Genomic DNA, 23,071 nt, shown 5'->3' with positions numbered 1-23,071 from the left:
TAAATACAAGAGGTAAGTGAAAAATTGAAAATAATCATAAAAAATAGAATCTTAACTTCGTTTTGATTCTAGGTTCTAAAATATTGTATCTTAAACTACGCTTTTACTTTATCTTTAGGTAATCGTTTTTTGTCCTTGCTTCGCTCTATATATTCCACAATTCTTAAAGCAATATCCTTTCCTGTTGCTTTTTCGATACCCTCTAAACCTGGAGAAGAATTCACTTCTAAGATTAAAGGTCCGCGAGAAGATTGCAGCATATCTACACCTGCGATAGCTAATCCCATGGACTTGGCTGCTTTTAAAGCAGCCGCCTTTTCAGCACGGCTCAATTTAATAACGTTAGCAGAGCCGCCTCTGTGTAAATTAGAACGAAATTCGCCTTCTTTCCCTTGCCTTTTCATTGCACCTACCACTTCTCCATCTACTACAAAAACACGGATATCAGCTCCTCCGGCCTCTTTAATAAATTCTTGCATAATAATTCGTGCTTTTAACCCTTCAAAAGCTTCAATAACTGAAACTGCAGCCTTTCGTGTTTCCGCTAAAACGACACCTAATCCTTGAGTACCTTCTAATAATTTCAAAACGACAGGTGCTTTTCCTAAATGCTCCAAAATATAATCTCCAGCATTTTCGGAATGATTAGTGAAAGCAGTTCTTGGCATGGCTAATCCTGAACGAGACAAAATTTGCAAACTTCGAAGTTTATCTCTTGAACGGGTAATAGCCAATGAATCCACTGCGCTAAATGTTTTCATCATTTCGAACTGTCGAACTACAGCCGTACCATAAAAAGTAACCGAAGCACCAATCCGGGGGATTATAGCATCGATTTTCTCTAATTTTTCACCGTGATAATAAATAGAGGGCCCCGCCTCGTCCATTATTATATCACAATGCATATGGTCAAGGCGAAGTGCTTCATGACCTTTTTGCTCTATGGCTTCAACAAGTCTTCTAGTAGAATATAAATTGGGATTTCTTGATAGGACTGCAATTTTCATTATTGATTCTTTTTTTATAAGCCAAAGTAAATCAAAAAAGACGGCTAACCTAAATCAAAACCTCTTGATTTTTAATAATTTCATAAATATCTTGAGATATCTTTACCCAATACAGATTAGGGTGCTTTTGTTTAAGTTTTTCCAATTCTTTAAAATCGGATTTTGCTAAGCAGTAAGTTTCGTCTTTAGCTAATATCTCAAGTCCTGATAGCTCGGTTTCAAATCCTCCTATAAAGTAGATTTCCCTTTCAATTTCTGTAGAGTATGTAATATTTGGCTTAATTGAATACTTAGCGATAGCTAAATCGTATATCAAATCTTTCAAATTAGACAGAACAGCTAATGCTGTAGGGAAACTTCCTGCTCCCTTTCCTTTGACAAATTGCTCAGCTGTAAATTCAGCATTGACAAGTATTCCATTGTATTCATTTTCAATATTATAGAAATCCTGCTTTTCATTGACCAATTGCGGCTCTACTTTTGCATTAATTTTGCCTCCTATATTACAGGCTTCTCCAATCAATTTAATTTTCAATTGATGCTTTTGAGCAAATTGGACGAGTGTTTCATCCAAATAATCAATTCCTTCCAACGGGATTTCTTGAGGATGAACAAAAATTCCAAAGGCATGATAAACCATGATCGCTAATTTGAAGCGAGTATCCTCACCACTTACATCAGAATATGGATCTAACTCAGCAAAACCCAAATCTTGAGCCTCTTTTAAAGCTGAATCGTAATCCTGATTTTCAGCTGTCATTTTAGAAAGAATAAAATTGCAAGTCCCATTAGCGATGGCCTTTACAGATTTTATCTTGTCTGACTTGTAATGTTGATCGAGCAACCGTAAAATTGGAACGCTTCCGCAAACGGCACCTTCATAAAAGAATTTGACACCATATTTCTCCCTTAGTTCCAATAATTCTTGATGATGAAGTGCCACCATTTTTTTATTGGCACTCACCACTGATTTACCTTTTTCAAATGCTTTTTTAACAATAGTAAAAGCCTCTTCCGGGTCATTTATTAATTCAATTATGAAATCGATGTCTTCATTTTCTAAAATTTCATCGGATTGCGCAGTGAGAATTCCGGTAGGTAAATCGAAGTCTCGTTCTTTATCAATATTTTTTACGGCTATCTTCTCTATGCTAATTCCATATTTTTGATTTTGCTGAAGAGCCGTGTAAACTCCGGATCCTACCACACCTAATCCAAATAATCCTGCTTTAAAGTTCTTCATATAAAGTATTACTTAAGTGTTTTTTGATGAATTTTGAAATCAAGTTTCCTTCTATTAAAAATGCGTCATGTCCCTTTGAGGATTTGATAACTTCCAGTTGTGCACAAGGAATATAATCGCTAATGAACTTTTGCTCCGCTAGCGGGAATAAATTATCACTATCAATCCCGATGCACAGGGTTCTAGTTTTTATCGATGCCAGCACTTCTTTCAGATTATCGCCTCTTCCTTCAGCTATATTGTGAGCGTCCATCATTTGGGAAAGTATTCGATAACTATTATTGCTGAACCTTCCGTTGAATTTCTTACCTTGATATTTTAAGTAGGATGATACTTTCCAGTCACCATTGGCCGCTTTTCCATTTTGGCTACTTTCAAAGTCCGCGTAACTTCTATAGCTCAACATAGCAATGCTCCTCGCTAATGAAAGTGCTTTTTGCTTGTCAATCTCAGTACCATTTACACCTAGCTCAATAGCTTGTCTTTGCAATTCATTAAAGGCAATCCCCCAAGCGGAATGTCTAGCATTGGAAGCCACTAGAATTTGATTTTCTATAATTTCGGGTTCCAAAATGGACCACTCCAACGCCTGCTGACCACCTAATGAGCCTCCGATTAAATAATGAATTTTAGAAATCTTTAACTCCTTCCTTAATTCGATAAAGGCTCTTACTGCATCCTTGTTTGTAATTGAAGGAAAATCGCCACCATAGGATTCTCCAGTTTCAGGATTTATCGTATCTGGTCCAGTGCTTCCATAACATGAGCCTAATAAATTTGCGCAAATCAGAATGTGCTGATTTAGATCAATAAACCCACCATTTTCGAGAAAAAGGGAAGACCACCAATCCTTGACGGTGGCGCTTCCAGTAAAAGCATGACAAACCCAAACCACTTCCTTACCGTCTGAAATTTCTCCTAAAACTTCATAATTAAGAGATGCTCCTTGCAGGGTTTCCCCGTTTTCTAATTGAAAATTATATGGTAACCTATGCTGTGGCATATGATTTCTCTTCGATCTGTTGAAAGGATTGAGTGAAGTCTCCGATTATATCGTCAATATGCTCGATTCCAACCGATACTCTTAACATATTTGGCGTGATACCAGCTGATAATTGCTCCTGATCTGACAGCTGCTGATGCGTAGTAGCAGATGGTTGAATAATTAAAGTCTTAGCATCTCCCACATTGGCCAAGTGGCTTACTAATTGCAAATTATCCACAAAAGCCTTTGTTTCTTCTTTATCGCCTTTGACAGTGAATGATAAGACTCCTCCATAACCATTATGAAGGTACTTTTTAGCTAATTGATAGTACTTACTACTTTCTAATCCCGGATAGTTTACTTTCTCTACTAGAGGGTGTTTCTCCAACCAGTAAGCTAATTTCAAAGCATTATCGACTGTTCTTTGCACTCTTAATGAAAGCGTTTCTAAACCTTGTAGCAATAAGAAGCTGTTAAATGGGCTCAGTGCAGGACCAAAATCTCTCAATCCTTCTACTCTGGCCCTGATAGCATAAGCGATATTTGGAAGTCCTAAAGGATTTCCTTCTCCAAACGTCTCCCAGAAATTTAGTCCATGATAACCTTCTGATGGCTCAGAAAACTGTGGAAATTTTCCGTTGCCCCAATTGTAGTTTCCTGCATCCACCAATACGCCACCGACAGAAGTTCCATGCCCTCCAATCCATTTAGTAGCAGATTCTACCACTACATTGGCGCCATGTTCAATAGGTCTAAATAAGTAACCTCCTGCACCAAAGGTATTGTCTACAATTAAAGGCAAGTCATACTTTTTGGCTAAAGCAGAAATTGCCTCAAAATCTGGAATGTTGAAAGTTGGGTTTCCAATAGTCTCCAGATAAATGGCTTTCGTATTTTCATCAATTAAAGCTTCATAAGACTCCACTTCCTCATCTGGGGCAAACCTTGCTTCGATGCCCAATCTCTTGAATGAAACTTTGAATTGTATGTGAGTTCCTCCGTAAAGATATTTAGTAGAAACAAAATTGTCACCTGCTTCAAGAATATTTGTTAAAGCGATAAACTGTGCCGCTTGACCGGAAGCAACTGAAACTGCAGCCACACCACCCTCTAGAGCAGCAATCCTTTTTTCAAATACATCATTGGTTGGATTCATGATTCTTGAATAGATATTCCCAAATTCCTTTAAGCCGAATAAGTTTGCTCCATGCTCAGAATTATTAAAAGCATAACTAGTGGTTTGGTATATTGGAACTGCTCTGGAGTTAGTAGTTGGATCAATTTCCTGACCTGCATGTAATTGTAATGTTTCGAATTTCTGTGTAGTTGACATAATTTTTAAATTTAAAATGGATATTTCTTGAAATAGTAATTTGTAAAGTTGAGCTCAATCGAAAAGTCAATTGAGTATATACGATTAATTAAATAATTGAATTTGAATGGATTAAACTAATTCAGATAGGGTTTATAAAAACAAAAAGGATGTAGATTTTCCCTTCGGACTATCAGAATGAATCCAATTAGAGTTGAGCTGTTAGTTAGCAACAACAGCACATGCACATTCGCATGTAAAGATCTGTAGTATTGTTTTGATAAAAAGGATTATTATGAGATGCTAATCCTGTTGATTTGACGCTAGCGTGAAGTACGCTTCTAAGTGAGCTATGCAATGTTTTCATATTTATATTTCCCTGTTCGGGCAGGATTTGGCACCTTGAATCAGGTTGCCAGAGGATCATAGAGCCTGTCTCTTACCTCTTCGTTATAAATTGATTTCAATAATACTTCAAATGTAGAAAAAGCTTTTCGATTAAAACAAATGTGACAAGAAATAAAAATGAGTTATTTTGAAATTAAATTTTAAACCAAATAAAATATGGTAAAAAGTTAATTTGTATAGTAATTATTTTATTGATTTTTTACTTATTACTTCGGTGCTTAAGTAGTCCGTTCACAATTAACCACTGAGCGATAATGTAAGTACCCATTATAGCAACTCCCGAAAAAGGGATGGTGTGGGAGAATCTATTGATTGCTAAAATTGAATCTGAAATAGTGAACAAAGTAGCTCCCAAAACCACTAATTGAAAGCTTTCGTCCGTAGTATTACCTTTTCGAAACCATGCAACTAAGATCATTAATGCCAATACTAAGGCATATAAAGTAACGGGTACTTGAATTACGCTGTCAATATATGGTAAAATTAAATAGGCCATTAATGCTAGGTAGGCAACAACGATGAAAGGAAAAACTGACCATTTAATTGCTAATTTATCTTTAAAGGTAGCTTTCTTGTAAGCTATTATAAATACAATATGAGCGCTCAAAAAGGCTCCTATTCCAGCAAAGAAGAACATAAAATGCTTGAATGTGAAGAGTAGCATGATATCGCCAATCCAACTAAATGCTAAAGCAAGAGTTACGTAGCTAACCCACTTTTCGTCCTTTCTATTATCTGATTTTTCCCAGAAATAGATTAGTAAAGCAATCATCAATAGGGGCTTGCATATTTGGTGAAGCAGATCAATTTCGAAAGTGAGTGAAATTATTTCAAGAATCCCTACTATCCAATAAAAATATGCTTTAAAATTCATGCTGAAGTATTTATCGAAAAGTAATTATTATTACTCGATAAAAAAAGAGAATTTATTTAAAGAAGGATTAGATTTCTTCAATTGAAATAGATCTGGCTAGTCCTAAACTATTTTTTAACAAATTTCTTTAGGCTTTTTTCTGAGTCTATGGTAACCATAACATAATAATGGCCGCTTGGGATGTTTTTCAAATTTATTTTGTACAGGCCTGATTCAATTCTATCATTGGAGACCGTCATCTTATTTCCAATGATACTCATTACCTCAATTTTGACATCTGCAGAAAAAGCTTTATCATTTATTTTGAGATAAATATAATCATTAGCAGGATTAGGGTAAACTTCTGCCGAATGAAGCGCTTTAACGATTTCAACATTATCACTCTTACCCGTAGGGTCGTTAATTGCTGCTTTTGCGTTAAATAAATTAAAGCAGAATATGGTTAAGACTAATATGTTGATAAGATATTTCATTACAATTTTTTACGACAAAAGCCGTTTTATGTTATTAATTTTTATTCGATACTTTTAAACGCTTCTTTCAAATTTGAGATCATAGTTGAAGGAGTCATATAGTTCTCACCAAATTCCTTCAAACTTTGGTCTCCCGCTACTCCATGCAAATATACTGCCAACTTTGCTGTTTCAAAAGGTGTTTTTACTCTTGGAGCTATTCCTGCCAAGATTCCGCACAATAAATCTCCACTTCCACCTTTTGCCATACCATTATTGCCAGTCGTATTGAAACTAACAAAACCTTTTTCATCACAAATAGCAGTATGTTGTCCTTTCAAAATCATTACAACCTTATGATGCTTACAGAAGGACTTTAGTTGCATCAAGGCCTCAAAATTATTATCATATTTTCCGACCAGTCTTTTAAATTCTCCATGATGGGGGGTTAAAATGGTACCTTTAGGTAAAAGTTCTAGTAATTCTCTATGCTCAGCTAAAATTGTGATAGCATCAGCATCTAAAATCAACTGTCCCTTATAGTGACTAAGGATTTTTTCAAGAAGTTTGATTGTCTTATTTGCAAAACCAATGGCAGGGCCAAAAACCAGAGCATCCTGTTTTTCATAGTCAAGAAAAGATCCAAGGGCATATTCATTTTCATCTGCTAGAATTAGGGCTTCAGGTATTTGAATTTGAATTATGTTTATACAAGGTGGACATACTTGGACTGATATTAAGCCAATTCCCGAATGTAGTGCTGCTTTTGCGGCTAAACTTGCTGCTCCCATCCTTGCATGTCCACCTGCAATTATTGCAGCTCGTCCTCTTATTCCTTTATGAGCTATAGAGGCCACTTTTAATGATGATTTATGATAATTTGTAATTTTAAAAATTGAATAATCGCTTAAGCAATTATTAATAAATTCTTTTGATAAACCAATGTCTAGTATTTCAGAATGGCCAATGAATGCTTGGTTTTCGGCCATCATAAATGCAAGTTTTGGAACTTGAAAACTTAGTGTGTAGTCTGATATAAATATTGTTTCATCTGGACTTGGCTTGTCAGCAAACAGTCCTGACGGTATGTCGATAGCTATTTTAGTACCGCTGGCCTCGTTTGCTTTTTGTATCCAGCTGGCAATTTCACCTTTTATGGGTCGTGAAAGACCTGAGCCAAATATAGCATCAATGTAAATGCTCTTTTTATCAGCGTTTATGAAATCGAAATCGTTCAAGATTCTTACTGTTTTGATTAGCTTTAATCTCTTTAAATTCTCTTCAAAGTCGGGTGATCCAGTTTCTCCCATAGTCAAGAGTATGCGTACTTTATAATTCAGCTTAGATAATAACCTGCCAATAGCTAGACCATCCCCACCATTATTACCTGACCCAACTAAAATGATTATATCATAATCTGTTGAGAAATAGGGGGAAATCCATTTCACTACTTCTTCGCTTGCCCTTTCCATTAAATTAATGCTAGTAATGGGTAGGTTTTTGATGGTATATTGATCCGCTTCTCTGATCTGTTCAACACTCAAGATTTTCATAAAAGTTAAGTTAGCAAAAATGGGGAAATTTTCATCACCTAGAAGTCAACTATAGCTTCTTAGCCTTTCTACTGCAACTTTGACTACAGTATTTAACATTCTCCCAGTCTTTTCTCCATTTTTTGCGCCACCTAAAGGGTCTGTTACATACTGTACAAATCTTGGTAGGTAGATTACTTTTTTTAACGATTTTAGACACTGCTTGTATTTGTTTTCTACTGATGATAATCAAAGAGTTTAATGATTGTTTGGATTATCATTCTATAAGTTATTCGGAAACAAGCACGAAATTACTTTGTGAATGAAGGCTTTTCTTCTATTTTTGCAAAAACTTTAAACAGAGCATAATGAGCGTTTTAGTAAATAAAGATTCTAAAGTAATTGTACAAGGTTTCACTGGGTCAGAAGGGACTTTCCATGCTGAGCAAATGATAGAATATGGTACCAACGTGGTAGGTGGTGTTACTCCTGGTAAAGGAGGTCAAAAACATTTGGACAGACCTGTGTTCAATACAGTGGAAGATGCTGTAAGAGAAGCTGGTGCAAATGTATCCATCATTTTTGTTCCACCTGCATTTGCTGCAGATGCCATTATGGAAGCTGCTGATGCTGGAATTAAGGTGATAATTACTATTACAGAAGGGATCCCTGTGAAAGACATGATGAAAGCTAAGACTTACATACAAGGTAAAGATTTAACTTTGGTTGGCCCGAATTGTCCTGGTGTAATTACTCCAGGGGAAGCTAAGGTTGGTATAATGCCGGGTTTTGTTTTCAAAAAAGGAAAAATTGGAATCGTTTCTAAATCAGGTACTTTAACTTATGAAGCAGCAGATCAAATTGTGAAAGCAGGTTTCGGAATTTCTACAGCTATCGGTATTGGTGGTGATCCAATTATTGGTACTCCTACAAAAGAGGCAGTAAAAATGTTAATGGAAGATGATGAAACTGAAGCTATAGTAATGATAGGCGAGATTGGTGGAAACTATGAAGCTGAAGCTGCTCGTTGGATTAAAGAAACTGGCAACAAAAAACCTGTTGTAGGTTTTATCGCTGGTAAAACGGCTCCTGCAGGAAGAAGAATGGGGCATGCTGGGGCAATTATTGGTGGGAAAGACGATACCGCAGAAGCTAAGATGAAAATCATGGATGAATGCGGTATATTTGTAGTTCAATCCCCTGCTGATATCGGAGAGACTATGAAAAAAGCGTTATCATAATAAAATCAAGAGTCTAGATTCAGGAATCTAGAAAAATGATATACTTAGAGACTGTTTCAAAATTTGAGATATACTTTCATACAGAGTTATCATCGATATTGAAACAGTCTTTTTCATTTATAGCAATCTAATTTATCAAAGATGACCAATAATGACATTTTGAAAAGAATCCGCTATACTTTTGATTTTAGTGATGAACAAATGATGGCTATTTTTGAAAGTGCAGATTATAAGGTTACTAGGTCACTTGTGACCGACTGGTTAAAAAATGATGACCATGCAGATTATAAAGATATTCACGATGATCAATTGGCTACATTTCTAAATGGATTGATAAATGAAAAAAGGGGCAAAAGAGATGGTGAACAACCTAAACCTGAAAAAATATTAGATAACAATACCATTCTCAAGAAGCTCAAAATTGCTTTAACAATGAGAACCGAAGATATTGCAGAAGTCTTTAAATTAGCAGGCAAACCAATTGGTCAGCACGAGATTACTGCATTCTTAAGAAATTCTAAGCAATCACAATATAGGCCTTTTCTGGATCAGTATCTTAGAAATTTTCTTAATGGGCTACAATTAAAATACAGAGGTAATAGGTAAACCAAATTGGAATTCAATTCTGAATTATTGTGGTAGGTTTATGATGAATAGGGAAATTACATGAATTAGCAATGAAACAAAACTCATTTGCTTTTTCGTGCAGTGATTGTGCTAATTCAATTTTGTCTTGCTCTATAATCTCAACTTCCGGATTTAGTATTGCTTCCGTAAAATGTCCCTTTCCCTCCGCTGTTTCTTTCATGGTGGCTGTCGCTTTATCTTTATAGGCTAGTACTGTGATTTGATGGGTTGAACATAAGTGAAGATACCAAAGCATATGGCAGGAAGAGATGGAGGCTAAAAACAAGTCCTCGGGATTATGGAGTTCGGCATTGCCTCGAAAAGCTGAGTCAGCACTTCCTTTTAAAGTAGGTTTATTGGCTACAATAATATCATATGATCTTTCGTAAAAAGTATAGGATTTTGTTCCAGATCCAGAATTACCTGTCCATTTGATTTGAGATTGATAATGGTGTGATGTCATTTTACTAATGGTGATTTGATTGCTTGTGAAATTAGTAAAATTCAAGTGCTGATTTAAATAGGTTCCAGATTTTACTTGTTAAATTGTATCACTTTTCAACTAATTGTCTATGGGAAAATCCGAAAAATGGCATGATGAGCTTGAGTTTTTGAGAGCCCTAATCAATCAGACATCATTAGAAAAAACGAGAAAATGGGGAGGAGAAGTTTATACTATTAATAATGGAAATGTATTAATGATAAGAGCCTTTAAAAATCACGTGGGCTTGTGGTTTTATAGCGGAGTGTATTTAAAGGATCCTTACGAAGTTTTAGAAAATGTGCAGAAAGGCAAAACCAAAGCAATGCGTCATTGGAAATTTGCAGCAATTAATGAAATGGATGCTAAGAAAATTTCAAAATACATTCATGAAGCTATTGAAAATGAAAAGAATGGGATAAGGTGGAAAGCTGAAAAATCTGATAAAGTTGAAATCCCTATTCTTTTAGAAGAAGCTTTTGAATCTGAAGAAGCTTTTAAAATAGCTTTCCAAGAACTCACGCCCTTTAAGCAGAAAGAATTTGCTGAGTATATCGACACAGCCAAAAGAGAAGCGACAAAAATCAGCAGGCTAGAGAAAATAAAGTCTATGGTGCACCAAGGTGTTGGGCTAAATGATCAGTATAGAAAGTGAGATTATGTTATTTTAGTTTTCAGAATCTTTATCAAATGAAAGCATCACTTTCTTCAGATTTTCTGATATGCTCACTAACCATTTCAATTGGTCGGTTATTAGCCGACTTGCTTGCAAATTCTTTCTGAATTCAGGGTCGATGGGTTTCGATTCCTCTTTTTCCAGTTCTTTCGTTCGAATAGCCACCAGATTTTCGAATCTTTCTTCTAGGTGTTGATAAGCTTCTTCTAGTTTTTCTGCTGCTATATTTTCTGTATGTGCTTTTTGAAGAAGAGTTTGCAAGGCTTGCCTTAAATTAGTATCGACTGTTTTTAAAATGATTTCAAAATCTTCTGATACTTTATCATTTTGTCGATTCAGAATAAATGTGCCTAATGCAGCCATAGCAGCTAAAAAAGTGTGATTTAAGCCTACAATTTCGTTGATTTTACCTAAATTTTCTTGCTGGGATTTAGGCTCCTGGCTCATTCGTTGAAAAGCTGCATTTAAGTTTCCCATTTCCAGAAAGGCCTCTTTTCTCGCCAATTTGTAATCCGTCAAGCCTTCGGATTGGTGATAGAATTGATTTATTTCATTCAGGTATTTACGGTTGGCTCTTAAGGTTTGGATAATGCTGGTTCTAATACTATCAGATTCCCAAGCTGGCCAAAGAAGTGATCCTGCGCCAAAAGCAATGGAAGCGCCAATCAATGTATCCACAACCCGGAATTGGATTACCTCAAAGGCGTCAGGATTGATAAGCGCATAAATAAAAACGATGCTAGTGGTTACAAATATCGAAGAGGTTCTATAGTTTCTCTGAATAAAGCTCAATGCCATGGTGAGCGATATTATGGACAAAACAGCATAGACATAACTGTTTTGTGTGATTAAAACGATGACAGCAGCAATGGCTGCCCCAATTAATGTTCCATATAATCTATGCTTCGACCGCTCTTTGGTCAAAGTATAGCCCGGGCGCATGATGACTACTATCGTCAGTAAAATCCAATAAGTATTTTGCAAAGAAAAATAGGTACCGATGCTAAATCCAAGTACCATAGCTATGGTAAGGCGGGCAGCGTGCTTAAAGATCGGTGATTTAAAGCTAAAATTTTCTTTTAGAATATTGGGATCATAATCTTGCTGTGTAATAAACTGTTTTCCCTCCTTATTCTTCAAACCCACTTTATCCTGATTTTCTAAGTTATAGAAAACTCTTTCGACAGATCGGAGTTTTTGCAGTTGATTTTCTTCATAGTCAAGCAAATTATGTAGTAATAGAGCCCCTTCGCGAGCTTTTGGGAGCTTAATTTCTTCGACATAGTCTTGGATGCTGTCTAGGCACTTTTGAATCATAGGTGCTAAGTCTTCACTAGATTCAAGTTTTCTACCTTTTTGCATGGCTATTGCCATTTCTTCCATTCTTTCAGACAGTTTAAACACCAAATCAATAAATGGATTGACAAAGTGCAGCTGATTTTTGAATAGGCTGTTAATTTTACTATAATTTGCTGGATTGGCAATTGAAAGCTCCAGTATATCAATGAGCTCAATAAATATGAGCAACTGCTTTCTTTTGTAATTCGAGAAACCTGAACTTTGTCTGTCGGTAAGTAATAGCTCTCTCAAAGATTCATGGATAGTATTTATATTGACTTGTAGATCATACAATTCGTTTTTCAACTCTTTTTCATCTTGTTCTGCAACAGCTAGTTTTCCTCTGATTTGAATGTATTGAGCGGTCAATAGAAAACATTCAGTCAAATTGTTATTGATTTGGCGTTTTTGAAGTAGAGAATGGAAAAGGCTTGATAGCAATAGGTACCAAAGTCCTCCAAATCCAATAAACATGGCATTAATAAAAATTTCAGATCCAATCTGTTGATGGGCAAAACTCAACACTATAGCCAATAAACCGGCAAAAGATATTAAAGAAGCTCTAAAACCATAAACTGAAATATAGGATATTCCAAAAATAACCAAGGCCAGTACAGGAAGCAATAAATAGAGGTTTGAAGCTGCATAAGTGACAATAATTGTCGATAATACCGCTATTGCTGTAGCAATTAAAATCCCAATGCTTTTATGCTTGCGGCTACCCGGAACATCGCTACTTGATGTTAAAAATACACCTATCGAAATACTTAGGAAGTAGGGGAGTTGCTCAATTTTCAAACCAATCAAAACCGGCACAACAATTCCAAAAGTGACTAAAGCTGATTTAAGAAAATCTGGGCTTTTGAGAAAATTTTGAATCTTTTGGAAGTAGCTTTTTGTCATAGAAAGTAATGCCTGCTCTATTGTACTCAAAAGAAGTCAAAACAGTTCAGTTTTAAAACTATTTTTTATTTAAGATTATGTCCTAACAAATAGTCAGTATTTTAATAAGTCAGCGGAAAATCTGTAAGAATATTTAAAGTACTTTCACGGTGAAGTGTGAGTTTTTATTTATCAAAGGAACGCTTATATTTACTTTTGTAAGTACTTAATTGACATATGGAACAAGTAATAGAATTTTTTAATAAACTTTTTTCAGCAGAAGATTGGCCAGCACGCTGGGTATGTGGAGAATGGTCATCATTTCATGGTTGGCTATATATAACAAGTGATATTGCCATTTGGTTGGCCTATTTTGTTATTCCTGCTATCATTATTTTCTTTATTCAAAAAAGACATAACCTACCTTTTTTGCCCGTTTTTTGGTTGTTCGGTGCATTTATTATATTATGTGGAAGCACACATTTAATTGATGCCATTATGTTTTATTGGCCTGGTTACAGACTTAGTGCATTATTAAGGGCGTTGACTGCTATTGTAAGTTTGGCAACAGCTTTTGTTTTAATTCGGGATTTGCCAAAGTTAATAGAAACTAAGCCTGAGGATAAACTCAAAACCTATCAGTTAGAAAAACAAGTAAAACAGTATGAAGCAGAGATTGAAGCACTTAAGCAGAAATTGCATAATCAAGAGGGTTAATGCTTTCCGACCGTAAATCCATGATGCGCCTACAAAATGCTGTATTAGTTATTATGGCGGCACTCATTACAGCTGTTATTTTTATAATAGATTTAAATACAGATAGCACTGTGGCGGTAGCTAGTGTATACACTATTGTGATTTTATACAGTTGGCTCCTGCCTGGAAGGTATACCAGTATCTACATTGCTCTACTCTGCACGATTCTGACTATTATAGCTATGGGATTTTCAGAGGAAATGCTTAGCGATCCTAGTGATATATCTCAAATGAATATGGTTATTTCTTTGGTCGTTATTTGGATAAGTGTGATGCTTGTGTTTATTGCTAAAAGTGGTTTTTCAAGACTTGAAATTATTAATAAACAGCTTTCGGAGAGTTCGGAAATTTTACTTGATAAAGTTATTAAATTGGATATTCAGCAAGAAAAGCTATCAAAAAATAAACAAAAGCTTGAAAATCTGAATGCCGATTTAGTTATTAAGAATCGGGAGCTTGAGCGTTTTACGAGTATCACAAGTCATGATTTGAGAGAGCCACTTCGGACGATAGGAAATATGACTCAATTGCTTTCAAAAAAGTATTATAGTCAATTTGATGATCAAGGGAGGAGAATTTTAGATTATGTTAATTCTGCTTCTGATAGGATGACTATTATGATTAAAGGTCTGCTAGAATTTAGTAGGTTAGGGAATAAAAGAGAAGTCCAAGAAGTTTCTTGTCAGGAAATGGTTGAAGATATAGTACTCGATCTCAATTCTTACTTAAAAGAAAATAATGGAGAGATTATAGTTGGGAAATTACCAATGGTCAAAGGCAATCCCCTAGAATTAAGGATGCTTTTTCAAAATTTGATCATTAATGGACTTAAATTTAGAAAACCAGATGTATCGCCAGTGGTTGAAGTGTCTGCGAGGGAAAGTAACAATCATGTAGAATTTTGCGTGACAGATAATGGGATTGGGATTGCCGAAGAAGACTACAATAAAATTTTCTTAATCTTTCAACGTTTAAATCCATTAGAAGAATATGATGGAACTGGCTTAGGATTAGCCTATAGTCGTAAGATTATTGAGCTATATGGTGGGAAGATATGGATCAAATCAACCAAGGGAGTAGGTAGCTCTTTTTACTTTACTATTGAAAAACCTTATGACTAATAAAATTGAGAAATTGAAATGCATTTTGCTCATTGACGATGATGAGGCAACAAACTTTTACCACCAAATGATTTTGGAGGACGAGGGAATTGATATGCATATACAATCCGCAAGGTCGGCTAAAGAAGGTCTAGACTTTTTACTGTCGAAAGGTGATTTCGTAGGTTATCCGCTACCTGGAATAATCTTTTTAGACATTAACATGCCGGGTATGAATGGTTGGGATTTTCTAGAAGAATATAATGAATTATCTAAAGATATTCATGAAAGGTCAGTAGTTACTATACTCACCACCAGTGATAATCCTGATGATAAAGAACGTGCAGCCAAAATTCCTATTGTTAAGGAATTTGTACACAAACCTCTTACACCTGAAGCGTTTTGGAAAGTTGCGAAAGAAAATTTTGTTGTTAATTGAAGATAATATATTGAATTTACCTTAACTGTTTATAGTGGTGTAATTAAGTTCAGACGTTTTAGTGCTGCTCGATTTTCTAATCTGAAATTTTACTACTTTCTCGCTCTGAATTTAACTTTTCTACTGTTTTATATTGTATTAATCAAACAAAACGTATAACTTCATAAGGATAAGATGCTGTCCTGTGAAAAAAATAATTCTCTTATTCTTAGTTAGTTTTCTTTTAGGCTTCTTTTCTGTTGGTCAAACCCAAATTGACTCACTTCGTCAGATCCTGAGCGATCAGGATAACGATTCAAACAAAGTAAAGACCTATCTTCAATTTTTTTATACCGATTTATACTACTCTAATCCTGAAGAAGTAATTCAATATACTAGAGAAGCAGCTGACCTTAGTAGAGCTATAAATTATCACAAAGGAGAGGTAGAGGCTTACAACTCTCTTGGTTATATTTATAGGGTTAGAAGCGAAAACGACTCAGCTTTCCATTTTTTTGGGAAAGCTCTTAAACTTGCTGAACCAATAAATTACAACTTGGGTATTCTCGATGCTTATGTGGGATTAGGTAATACGTATAATCAACTCAGTAAATGGCAGCAAGCGATTATCGAATTCAAGAAGGCCGAAGAGCTTGCTTTTTCAGGTGGTAATCTACGTATAGCCGCCAGTGCCAATAACAATTTGGGTAATATTAGCCTTGCTCAAGGGGCTTTACAAGATGCGCTAATTTATTATCAAAAAGCGGCTGATATAGGTCCCCCTTCTATCGAGGAGGTGGCACTTGTTAATATTGGACTAGTGCATATTGAATTAAATAATCCGGAAAAAGCAATGGATTACTTATTGGAAGCAAAAGAGATGACCAGTCAATCCGAAAACTGGTATGCCTTGGCATTCATCCATCAACATTTGGGTTCCCTGGAACGATCAAAGAGTAATCTACCAGAAGCACTGGATTATTACCAGAAGGCCATGGATATCTATAAATCGATCAATGAGCGCCAATTTTATTCAGAGGTACTGACTAGTATTGCTTCAGTTTATTATGAGAAGAAATTGTACCTAAAGGCTCTTGCTGCCTATAATGAAAGCATTCAAATTCAAAAAGAGATTAGTCACTATGCTGGTTGGTGCAATAGCTTACATGGCATGGGGGAGGTGTATTTGGCTATGGGCAATATTTCAGCTAGTGAAAAAACCTTAATTGAAGCACTGAATATTGCTGATAAGAATACGTTACTCACACTTAAGGACGATATCGTATTAACGCTTAGTACTCTTTATAAGAATTCAGGGAGGTATAAAAAGGCTTTAGCATATCATGAATTATATAAGCAGTTAAGCGATAGCTTATTAAATCAAGAAAAGCAGGAGCAGATTGATGAATTAGAGACCCGTTTTGAAACGAAGCAAAAGCAGCAAGAAATCGATTTGCTAAGTGCAGAAAATCAAATTGCCAATCTGAATGTATTACAACAAACTAACTTTCGGAATTATGTCATAATTATTGCTTTCATATTGGCAATTTTGGCAGCTGTTGCCTACAATAGAGTACAAGTAAAAGCTAAGGCAAATAATAAATTAAAAGAACTTGATCAGTTAAAAACTAACTTTTTCACTGATATTTCTCACGAATTCCGTACTCCACTCACGCTTATTTTAAGTCCTGTCAGTAAAGCGTTGAAGAGCGAACAGAACAGTCCGATTAAGCATGATTTGGAATTGATCCAGCGAAATGCCGAGAGGTTACTTGAACTTACTAACCAACTACTAGACTTGTCTAAATTGGAGGCTGGTAAATTAAAGCTAACAGTAAGGCCGTACAATCTGCATGATTTTTTACAAGTTAGTGTTGCTTCTTTTGAATCATTTGCACCATCAAAAAATATCGATTTTAAAATCGAGTTAAAAGATGTGCCAACTTCTGCCTATTTTGATCAAGATAATTTACAAAAGATTCTCAATAACTTATTGTCAAATGCTTTCAAATTTACTCCAGACGGAGGATGTATAATTCTGAAAGCTGATGCAGCGAAAAAACACTTAAATATTACTGTAAAAGATACTGGGCCTGGTATTTCAGAAAAGCAACAGAGAAAAGTATTTGACCGATTTTATCAAAATGATAATAATGAGCAAGGCGGTGGATCAGGCATTGGACTAACACTTACAAAGGAATTGGTCCTATTGCATCATGGCAGCATATCGCTAGATAGTGCAGTAGGTGTTGGAAGCACCTTTAAATTTTCTATCCCAATTGAGGCAAGTGCTTACCAAAAGAAAGAAATAGATGCATCATTGACTGAGCCTTTAAAGCCAGCCAGTACGTTTAATGATTCAATAGAATGGGATCAAATTAAGGAGAAGGAAGGCATTCCAATTGCTTTGATAGTAGAGGATAACTTCGATCTCAGCCATCATATTAGGTCTGTGCTCTCTGAAAAGTATACTGTATTTGAAGCTAAAAATGGAGTAGCTGGAGTAGAAAGAGCAATGGAACTAATTCCTGATATTATCATTTCTGACTGGATGATGCCTAAAATGGATGGCTTGGAATTTTGCAAAAAAGTAAAAGAGGATCAAAGATCTAGTCACATACCTATTATTATGCTGACGGCTAAAGCGGATGTCAGTAGTAAGTTAGAGGGCTTGAAAACTGGTGCAGACGAATATCTAACAAAGCCTTTTAATACAGAAGAGTTACTAGCAAGAATGGAGAATTTGATCTCCCAACGAGCCCATTTAAAGTCGATTTATAGCAAAAGAATAACTGTTTCTCCGTCCAAGATAGAGGTTACAGATCCTAATGAAGCATTTCTTCAGAAAGCTCTTGGAATAGTAGATTCGCATATTGAAGATAATGAATTTACTGTAGAAAAATTCCAGGGAGAAATGGCAATGAGCCGCATGCAGTTGCATAGGAAGTTGAAAGCACTTACGGATTTTTCCGCTAGCGAATTTATTAGAAACCTTCGACTACAAAGAGCGGCTGATCTGTTATCTTCCAACGGTATGCAGGTCAGCGAAGTAGCTTACAAAACAGGTTTCAACAGCTTAAGTTATTTTACTCAATGCTTTAAAGAAAAGTATGGGGTGATTCCTTCTCAATATGAGTCCATAGTTCCTTGAAAGGCCGTTATTTGGTCATGTTACATTTGTATTAGTTTTTGGGAGATTTCTGATAATGGAATGCTGATAAAGCTCTTAGGTTTACATCAGTCTTTTTGAACTCTTAAACTTCAAGAAAATGCTAACATATTTAAATTCCTTTCAGAAAAATGGGTTTATCAAAATCAATTTGGTTCTCATAATCCTTGCGCTTTGGACTTTTCCCGTCTTAAGCCAACAAAAATTGCCAATTATTGATATGCATTTACATGCTCATAAAGCTAATCGGCAAGGACCACCTCCAGTAGCTATGTGCACCCCTATTTATCCTATGCCAGTATGGGATCCTGCTGAGCCATATGCAAATACATTCATGAAAATGCTGAAAGAGCCTCCATGTGAAAATCCAATTTGGTCACCTGAAACGGATGATGAGCTAATGCAACAAACCATAGAGGTATTAGATGGACGGAATATTTATGGCGTTATTGGGGGCCATAAGGATATGCTCAAGAAATGGAAAAGTGCTCGGCCTGAACGCCTCTATTCGGGAATTGAAATATCAGGCAAACCCTCCGACCCTTCACCCGATACATTGCGAGCAATGTATGAAAGAGGAGATCTGAAAGTGATAGGTGAAGTTACCACTCAATATGCAGGTATTTATCCAACTGATGAAGTTTTACAACCTTATTTCGCTTTAGCCGAGGAATTAGACATCCCTGTGGGTATACATGTTGGCCCAGGTCCTCCAGGTGTGATTTACTTGGGAGCAAAAGAATACAGAGCAAAAATGCATAGTCCTTTAACCTTAGAGGAGGTATTGGTTAAGTATCCTAAATTACGCCTATACATCATGCATGGTGGCTTTCCTATGATAGATGACTTGCTAGCCTTACTTTATGCACATCCTCAAGTGCATTTAGATGTCGGTGTGATTGTTTTCACTCAGCCGAGAGAGACTTTTTATAGATGGCTAAAAGTGATCTGTGAAGCAGGCTTTCACAATCGTGTCATGTTTGGTTCTGACCAAATGGTATGGCCAGAGGCGATCGAACGCTCCATTGCAGTCATTGAAGAAGCTTCATTTTTAAGTGAGTCACAGAAGCGAGATATTTTCTATAATAACGCTGCGAGGTTTCTACGCTTAAGTGAAGCTGAAATTGCTAGACACCACGGAAACTAAGCTTCCATATTCTATTTCGAAAAAGTTGCAAAATATAGATTTCAAACTGATTCGAAAACCTTGCATTACCAACTTAAGAAATTGTACTATGAAAAATTTAACACTACTATTAGTTTTTGCTGCCTTATCTCATATCCTTATGGCACAAGATAATATTTATTCCCCAGCCAGATTCGGACGAGCAGCCACTCCAGCTGATGAGGATAAGATCATCGAACTTATGGATAATTATTCAATGGGTTGGATGTCGGAAAACGCACGTATGGTAGCTTCTACCTTTACTGAAAATGGTACTTTTTCAAATTCTGATCCTATGATAAAATACGGAAGGGAAAATATTGAAGAATATCTTGACACTTATTTTAAGGAAAATACTATAAGAGCGCAAACTTCAGGAGGGCGTATTTCATACAGATATATTGAAGATAATGTGGTCGTCTACCACAGTTTTACCAGAGGTACACCAGCCTCATCTGAAACTGAAAAAGCCTTCCCTGAAACCCACTCTACTTTTGTTCTTCACAAAACCGATAAAGAAGGATGGAAGATTGTACATCATGTGAGGATGGAAATTATTAATTAACTGCTTTTTGACTGCAGCTTATAAACTTCTAACTATAAACTAAACAAGGATGAAAAGATCTATTCTTACACTATTATTTACCAGTTTGTTCATTCATTTAAATGCTCAAACTGACACTTTGAAGCTCATAGATAATGAGCTTATCGAAAATCGCAACAAAGAACTTACTTTGGGTTTCTATCAAGACCTCTGGTTCACCGACAACACCGATAATTATAAAAAGTACGTGGCCGAAACATACGTGGTTCATGATATTGGCGACAGAAAAGGAGTAACCGAACCTGCCATAGAACAGAAAATCATAGCCGACCGCCTTTGGGAAAACGGCACCTGGGATTCAAAAATCAATTACCAAATAGCTGATGGAGATTTGGTAGCGACACGCTGGGAAGCAACTTACAAACCCGAAACATTACTGGGAAAGGTTGTTTTTGGTGCTGGCACCATTCCTATTATTAATGTATTTCGCTTTAATGAAGAAGGCAAAATTGTAGAGATATGGAATCATAGGCATGATATCGATACCAATCGAACCATGATGTTTACCATAAAAGGCTTATTGATCGGACTTTTAATCGCTCTCATTCCAACAATTATTGCCATTCGACTCAAAAGAAAATTGAAAAAGCAGGCTAGCATGACCATGTAGGTGATCTTATTCAGCTCGTGTTTAATTCAATTAAAGTTAATCTATAAAAACATTTAAAATGAATAAGCTAAACCTCATTATTTATCTTGTGCTGCTCTCATTTTTCTCCGAAAACCTAAAGGCACAATCAGAGAAGTATACAGGCCCTATCGTAGACATGCATATGCATGACTATACTGAAATGAGCTATGCGGTAAGAACTGCCCCTGATGGCACTCAGTCTCCTTCCTCTCTCATTGAATATCATAAAGCCTTACTGGAAGAGATTAATAAATTCAAAATCAAGAGGGCTGTAGTGAGCACTATCGGTGGAGAAGACATTTTCAAAGCAGATGATCTGATTATTCGTGGTTATTATACCAGTAAACCACCTACTGATACGCTTGACTTTATAGAGAAGATTGAGTCAGGAGCAATCGAAGTTTTTGGTGAAATAGGAGCCATCTACGGTGGCTACTACCTTTCAGACCCAGGATTCGATCCTTTTCTAAAGATTTGTGAACGCTACAGTATTCCGGTCGGAGTACATACCAGTGGGAGCGCAATGGATATTACCTATCAATGCTGCCCTAACTTTAGGTTGAAGTATGGAGACCCTTACACTATAGAAGATGTATTAGCAAAATACCCTAAGCTCAAAATTTATTTAATGCATGCAGGAGGCTCATTTTATGAACACGCCTTGCGTTTAATGACGCAATACAGCCAGGTTTATGCAGATTTGGGGGTTATACTCTGGGTTGATGAGCAGCCAATGGACTATGCAGAGGCCTTCTTAAGCAAAGCTAAAAAATATAATTTAATCGATCGCGTGCTTTATGGTTCTGATCAAATGGTCTGGCCACATGCCATTGGGAAAAGCATTGAAACCCTTAATTCCTATGATTTTTTGACCTATGATGACAAGAGAAAAATTTTCTATTCAAATGCTAACAATTTCTTAAACCGTTGAAACTATGCAACCTACTCAACCTAATGAACGCTTTGAAATTTTAGATGTGCTCCGAGGCTTTGCTCTATGTGGAGTCTTGATTGCTAATATGGCCTATCATTCTGGCTATTGGTTTTTATTGCCAGATAAGCAGGCTGCCCTACAGTTTTCGACTGCAGGTGAGGGCCTTTTATGGTTTATCCACTTCTTTTCGGATGGTAAATTTTATTCCATCTTTTCCATCCTGTTCGGAATCGGTTTTGCTATGCAGATGCAACGATCTATGGATAAAAATGAGCCCTTTATGGGCAGATACAGCAGGCGTTTATTGATATTATTGCTATTCGGACTGCTTCATGCCTTTCTATTCTTTGTAGGGGATATCTTAAGTATGTACGCCTTAACAGGTTTTCTACTTTTATTATTTAGAAATCAATCTGGGAAATTTTTACTCAGGACTGCAGTGATTTTACTTTGTCTGCCTGTTTTGCAGTATGCTTTTGTTTGGTGGAATGCCCAGGGAGCTCCTCCCATAGCTAATGCTGCTGATTTAGCTTTCTTCGAGCAAATAACGCTCACTTACCAAACAGGCAATTTTGCAGATATCCTTTTTAATAATATAGGGGGGACGCTATTTGGGAGATATCCTGATTTAATTTTTACTGGTCGCTTTTTTAAGGTGCTTGCGATGTTCTTATTAGGGTTTTACATTTTTAAAACAAAGTTATTTCAGTCCCGAGAAGACCGAAGAGGTTTGTATAAAAGAATTCTACTCTGGACTGCGATTATTGGCATTCCTTCAAATATTGTTTTAGCTCAAATGATGTCTACCGAAGCTTATTATAATCTTGATCCCAGTGGTATTATTCAGCCTTTGGTCTACGCTTTTGGGGTCCCTGCTTTGGGTATATTTTATGCTGTTGGCGTACTATTACTTTATCAAAAATCTCAGTATAAAGCTACGCTAAGTTTCTTTGCTCCCTACGGTAGAATGGCACTCACCAATTACCTTATGCAGAGTGTTTTAAGTTGTTTTGTATTTATGAGCTATGGATTTGGGCTATTTGGAGCAGTTGGACCCATTTTATTTACCATTATTGGGCTCAGTATCATGATCGTCCAATTCATTTTTAGCCATTGGTGGCTATCCAAGTTCAAATACGGACCAGCGGAATGGCTTTGGAGATCATTGACTTATAAAAAATGGCAGCCTTTCATTAAGCCACACAGTGAAACAAGAATTTCTGCGTAACTAAATTA

The 23,071-nt window shown here is 36.2% G+C and carries 22 protein-coding genes and 1 riboswitch; of the genes, 12 read left to right on the top strand and 10 right to left on the bottom strand.

What is annotated here, in order from left to right:
• Positions 1–95: 95 nt before the first annotated feature.
• The 8 genes from rimK to B9Y84_RS13070 all read right to left on the bottom strand — a co-directional run bounded on the left by rimK (position 96) and on the right by B9Y84_RS13070 (position 8,033).
• Positions 96–1,007, bottom strand: coding sequence for a 30S ribosomal protein S6--L-glutamate ligase (rimK, locus tag B9Y84_RS13105; RefSeq protein WP_085517835.1), 912 nt, complete (start codon positions 1,005–1,007; stop codon positions 96–98).
• Between the two features lie 49 nt (positions 1,008–1,056).
• Entirely contained in the window at positions 1,057–2,250 is a 1,194-nt protein-coding gene (locus tag B9Y84_RS13100; RefSeq protein ID WP_085517834.1) for a homoserine dehydrogenase, read from the bottom strand.
• Positions 2,237–3,253, bottom strand: coding sequence for a homoserine O-acetyltransferase family protein (locus tag B9Y84_RS13095; protein WP_085517833.1), 1,017 nt, complete (start codon positions 3,251–3,253; stop codon positions 2,237–2,239). The genes B9Y84_RS13100 and B9Y84_RS13095 overlap by 14 nt, the downstream gene beginning before the upstream one ends.
• Positions 3,240–4,568, bottom strand: coding sequence for an O-acetylhomoserine aminocarboxypropyltransferase/cysteine synthase family protein (locus B9Y84_RS13090; RefSeq protein WP_085517832.1), 1,329 nt, complete (start codon positions 4,566–4,568; stop codon positions 3,240–3,242). The genes B9Y84_RS13095 and B9Y84_RS13090 overlap by 14 nt, the downstream gene beginning before the upstream one ends.
• Before the next feature lie 345 nt (positions 4,569–4,913).
• A riboswitch (SAM riboswitch) is annotated at positions 4,914–5,006 on the bottom strand.
• A 148-nt stretch (positions 5,007–5,154) separates the two neighbouring features.
• Entirely contained in the window at positions 5,155–5,829 is a 675-nt protein-coding gene (locus tag B9Y84_RS13085) for a lysoplasmalogenase (protein WP_085517831.1), read from the bottom strand.
• Positions 5,830–5,936: 107 nt separating this feature from the next.
• Positions 5,937–6,302 carry a T9SS type A sorting domain-containing protein gene (locus tag B9Y84_RS13080; protein WP_085517830.1) on the bottom strand — a complete coding sequence of 122 codons (366 nt, stop codon included), beginning with the start codon at positions 6,300–6,302 and terminating at the stop codon, positions 5,937–5,939.
• A gap of 41 nt (positions 6,303–6,343) precedes the next feature.
• On the bottom strand, positions 6,344–7,834 hold the full coding sequence (locus tag B9Y84_RS13075; RefSeq protein ID WP_085517829.1) for an NAD(P)H-hydrate dehydratase: 1,491 nt from the start codon (positions 7,832–7,834) through the stop codon (positions 6,344–6,346).
• A gap of 49 nt (positions 7,835–7,883) precedes the next feature.
• Positions 7,884–8,033 (bottom strand): DUF2256 domain-containing protein, encoded by a 150-nt coding sequence (locus tag B9Y84_RS13070; RefSeq protein WP_221406430.1) that lies wholly within the window; start codon positions 8,031–8,033, stop codon positions 7,884–7,886.
• Between the two features lie 148 nt (positions 8,034–8,181).
• Here B9Y84_RS13070 and sucD point away from each other — a divergent pair, with 148 nt between their 5' ends.
• Complete coding sequence (sucD, locus tag B9Y84_RS13065) at positions 8,182–9,054, top strand: succinate--CoA ligase subunit alpha (protein ID WP_085517828.1); 873 nt, start codon at positions 8,182–8,184, stop codon at positions 9,052–9,054.
• A gap of 141 nt (positions 9,055–9,195) precedes the next feature.
• Complete coding sequence (locus B9Y84_RS13060; protein ID WP_085517827.1) at positions 9,196–9,660, top strand: YehS family protein; 465 nt, start codon at positions 9,196–9,198, stop codon at positions 9,658–9,660.
• Between the two features lie 13 nt (positions 9,661–9,673).
• Here B9Y84_RS13060 and B9Y84_RS13055 read toward each other — a convergent pair whose 3' ends face one another.
• Positions 9,674–10,144, bottom strand: a complete 471-nt coding sequence (locus B9Y84_RS13055) for an OsmC family protein (RefSeq protein WP_085517826.1) — start codon at positions 10,142–10,144, stop codon at positions 9,674–9,676.
• A 109-nt stretch (positions 10,145–10,253) separates the two neighbouring features.
• Here B9Y84_RS13055 and B9Y84_RS13050 point away from each other — a divergent pair, with 109 nt between their 5' ends.
• The gene (locus B9Y84_RS13050; RefSeq protein ID WP_085517825.1) at positions 10,254–10,817 is read left to right on the top strand and encodes a YdeI/OmpD-associated family protein; all 564 of its coding nucleotides are present in this window, start codon (positions 10,254–10,256) and stop codon (positions 10,815–10,817) included.
• A gap of 12 nt (positions 10,818–10,829) precedes the next feature.
• Here B9Y84_RS13050 and B9Y84_RS13045 read toward each other — a convergent pair whose 3' ends face one another.
• A complete protein-coding gene (locus tag B9Y84_RS13045; protein ID WP_085517824.1) occupies positions 10,830–13,079 on the bottom strand; it encodes an FUSC family protein in 2,250 nt (749 codons plus the stop codon).
• 216 nt (positions 13,080–13,295) lie between these two features.
• Here B9Y84_RS13045 and B9Y84_RS13040 point away from each other — a divergent pair, with 216 nt between their 5' ends.
• From B9Y84_RS13040 to B9Y84_RS13000, 9 genes are all read left to right on the top strand, one after another.
• Positions 13,296–13,775 carry a hypothetical protein gene (locus B9Y84_RS13040; RefSeq protein WP_085517823.1) on the top strand — a complete coding sequence of 160 codons (480 nt, stop codon included), beginning with the start codon at positions 13,296–13,298 and terminating at the stop codon, positions 13,773–13,775.
• Between the two features lie 23 nt (positions 13,776–13,798).
• Positions 13,799–14,935, top strand: a complete 1,137-nt coding sequence (locus B9Y84_RS13035; protein WP_176223795.1) for a sensor histidine kinase — start codon at positions 13,799–13,801, stop codon at positions 14,933–14,935.
• Entirely contained in the window at positions 14,928–15,353 is a 426-nt protein-coding gene (locus tag B9Y84_RS13030) for a response regulator (RefSeq protein ID WP_085517821.1), read from the top strand. The genes B9Y84_RS13035 and B9Y84_RS13030 overlap by 8 nt, the downstream gene beginning before the upstream one ends.
• A gap of 184 nt (positions 15,354–15,537) precedes the next feature.
• A complete protein-coding gene (locus B9Y84_RS13025; RefSeq protein WP_085517820.1) occupies positions 15,538–18,483 on the top strand; it encodes a tetratricopeptide repeat protein in 2,946 nt (981 codons plus the stop codon).
• 118 nt (positions 18,484–18,601) lie between these two features.
• Positions 18,602–19,648, top strand: a complete 1,047-nt coding sequence (locus B9Y84_RS13020; RefSeq protein WP_085517819.1) for an amidohydrolase family protein — start codon at positions 18,602–18,604, stop codon at positions 19,646–19,648.
• An 88-nt stretch (positions 19,649–19,736) separates the two neighbouring features.
• Complete coding sequence (locus tag B9Y84_RS13015; RefSeq protein WP_085517818.1) at positions 19,737–20,231, top strand: YybH family protein; 495 nt, start codon at positions 19,737–19,739, stop codon at positions 20,229–20,231.
• Positions 20,232–20,280: 49 nt separating this feature from the next.
• Complete coding sequence (locus B9Y84_RS13010) at positions 20,281–20,880, top strand: nuclear transport factor 2 family protein (RefSeq protein ID WP_085517817.1); 600 nt, start codon at positions 20,281–20,283, stop codon at positions 20,878–20,880.
• 58 nt (positions 20,881–20,938) lie between these two features.
• The gene (locus B9Y84_RS13005) at positions 20,939–21,832 is read left to right on the top strand and encodes an amidohydrolase family protein (protein WP_085517816.1); all 894 of its coding nucleotides are present in this window, start codon (positions 20,939–20,941) and stop codon (positions 21,830–21,832) included.
• Between the two features lie 4 nt (positions 21,833–21,836).
• Positions 21,837–23,063, top strand: a complete 1,227-nt coding sequence (locus B9Y84_RS13000) for a DUF418 domain-containing protein (RefSeq protein ID WP_085517815.1) — start codon at positions 21,837–21,839, stop codon at positions 23,061–23,063.
• The last annotated feature ends 8 nt before the right edge of the window (positions 23,064–23,071 follow it).

This window comes from Marivirga sericea (assembly GCF_900177665.1).
GTDB lineage: Bacteria > Bacteroidota > Bacteroidia > Cytophagales > Cyclobacteriaceae > Marivirga > Marivirga sericea.
This window is presented reverse-complemented; position numbering and strand designations above follow the sequence as displayed.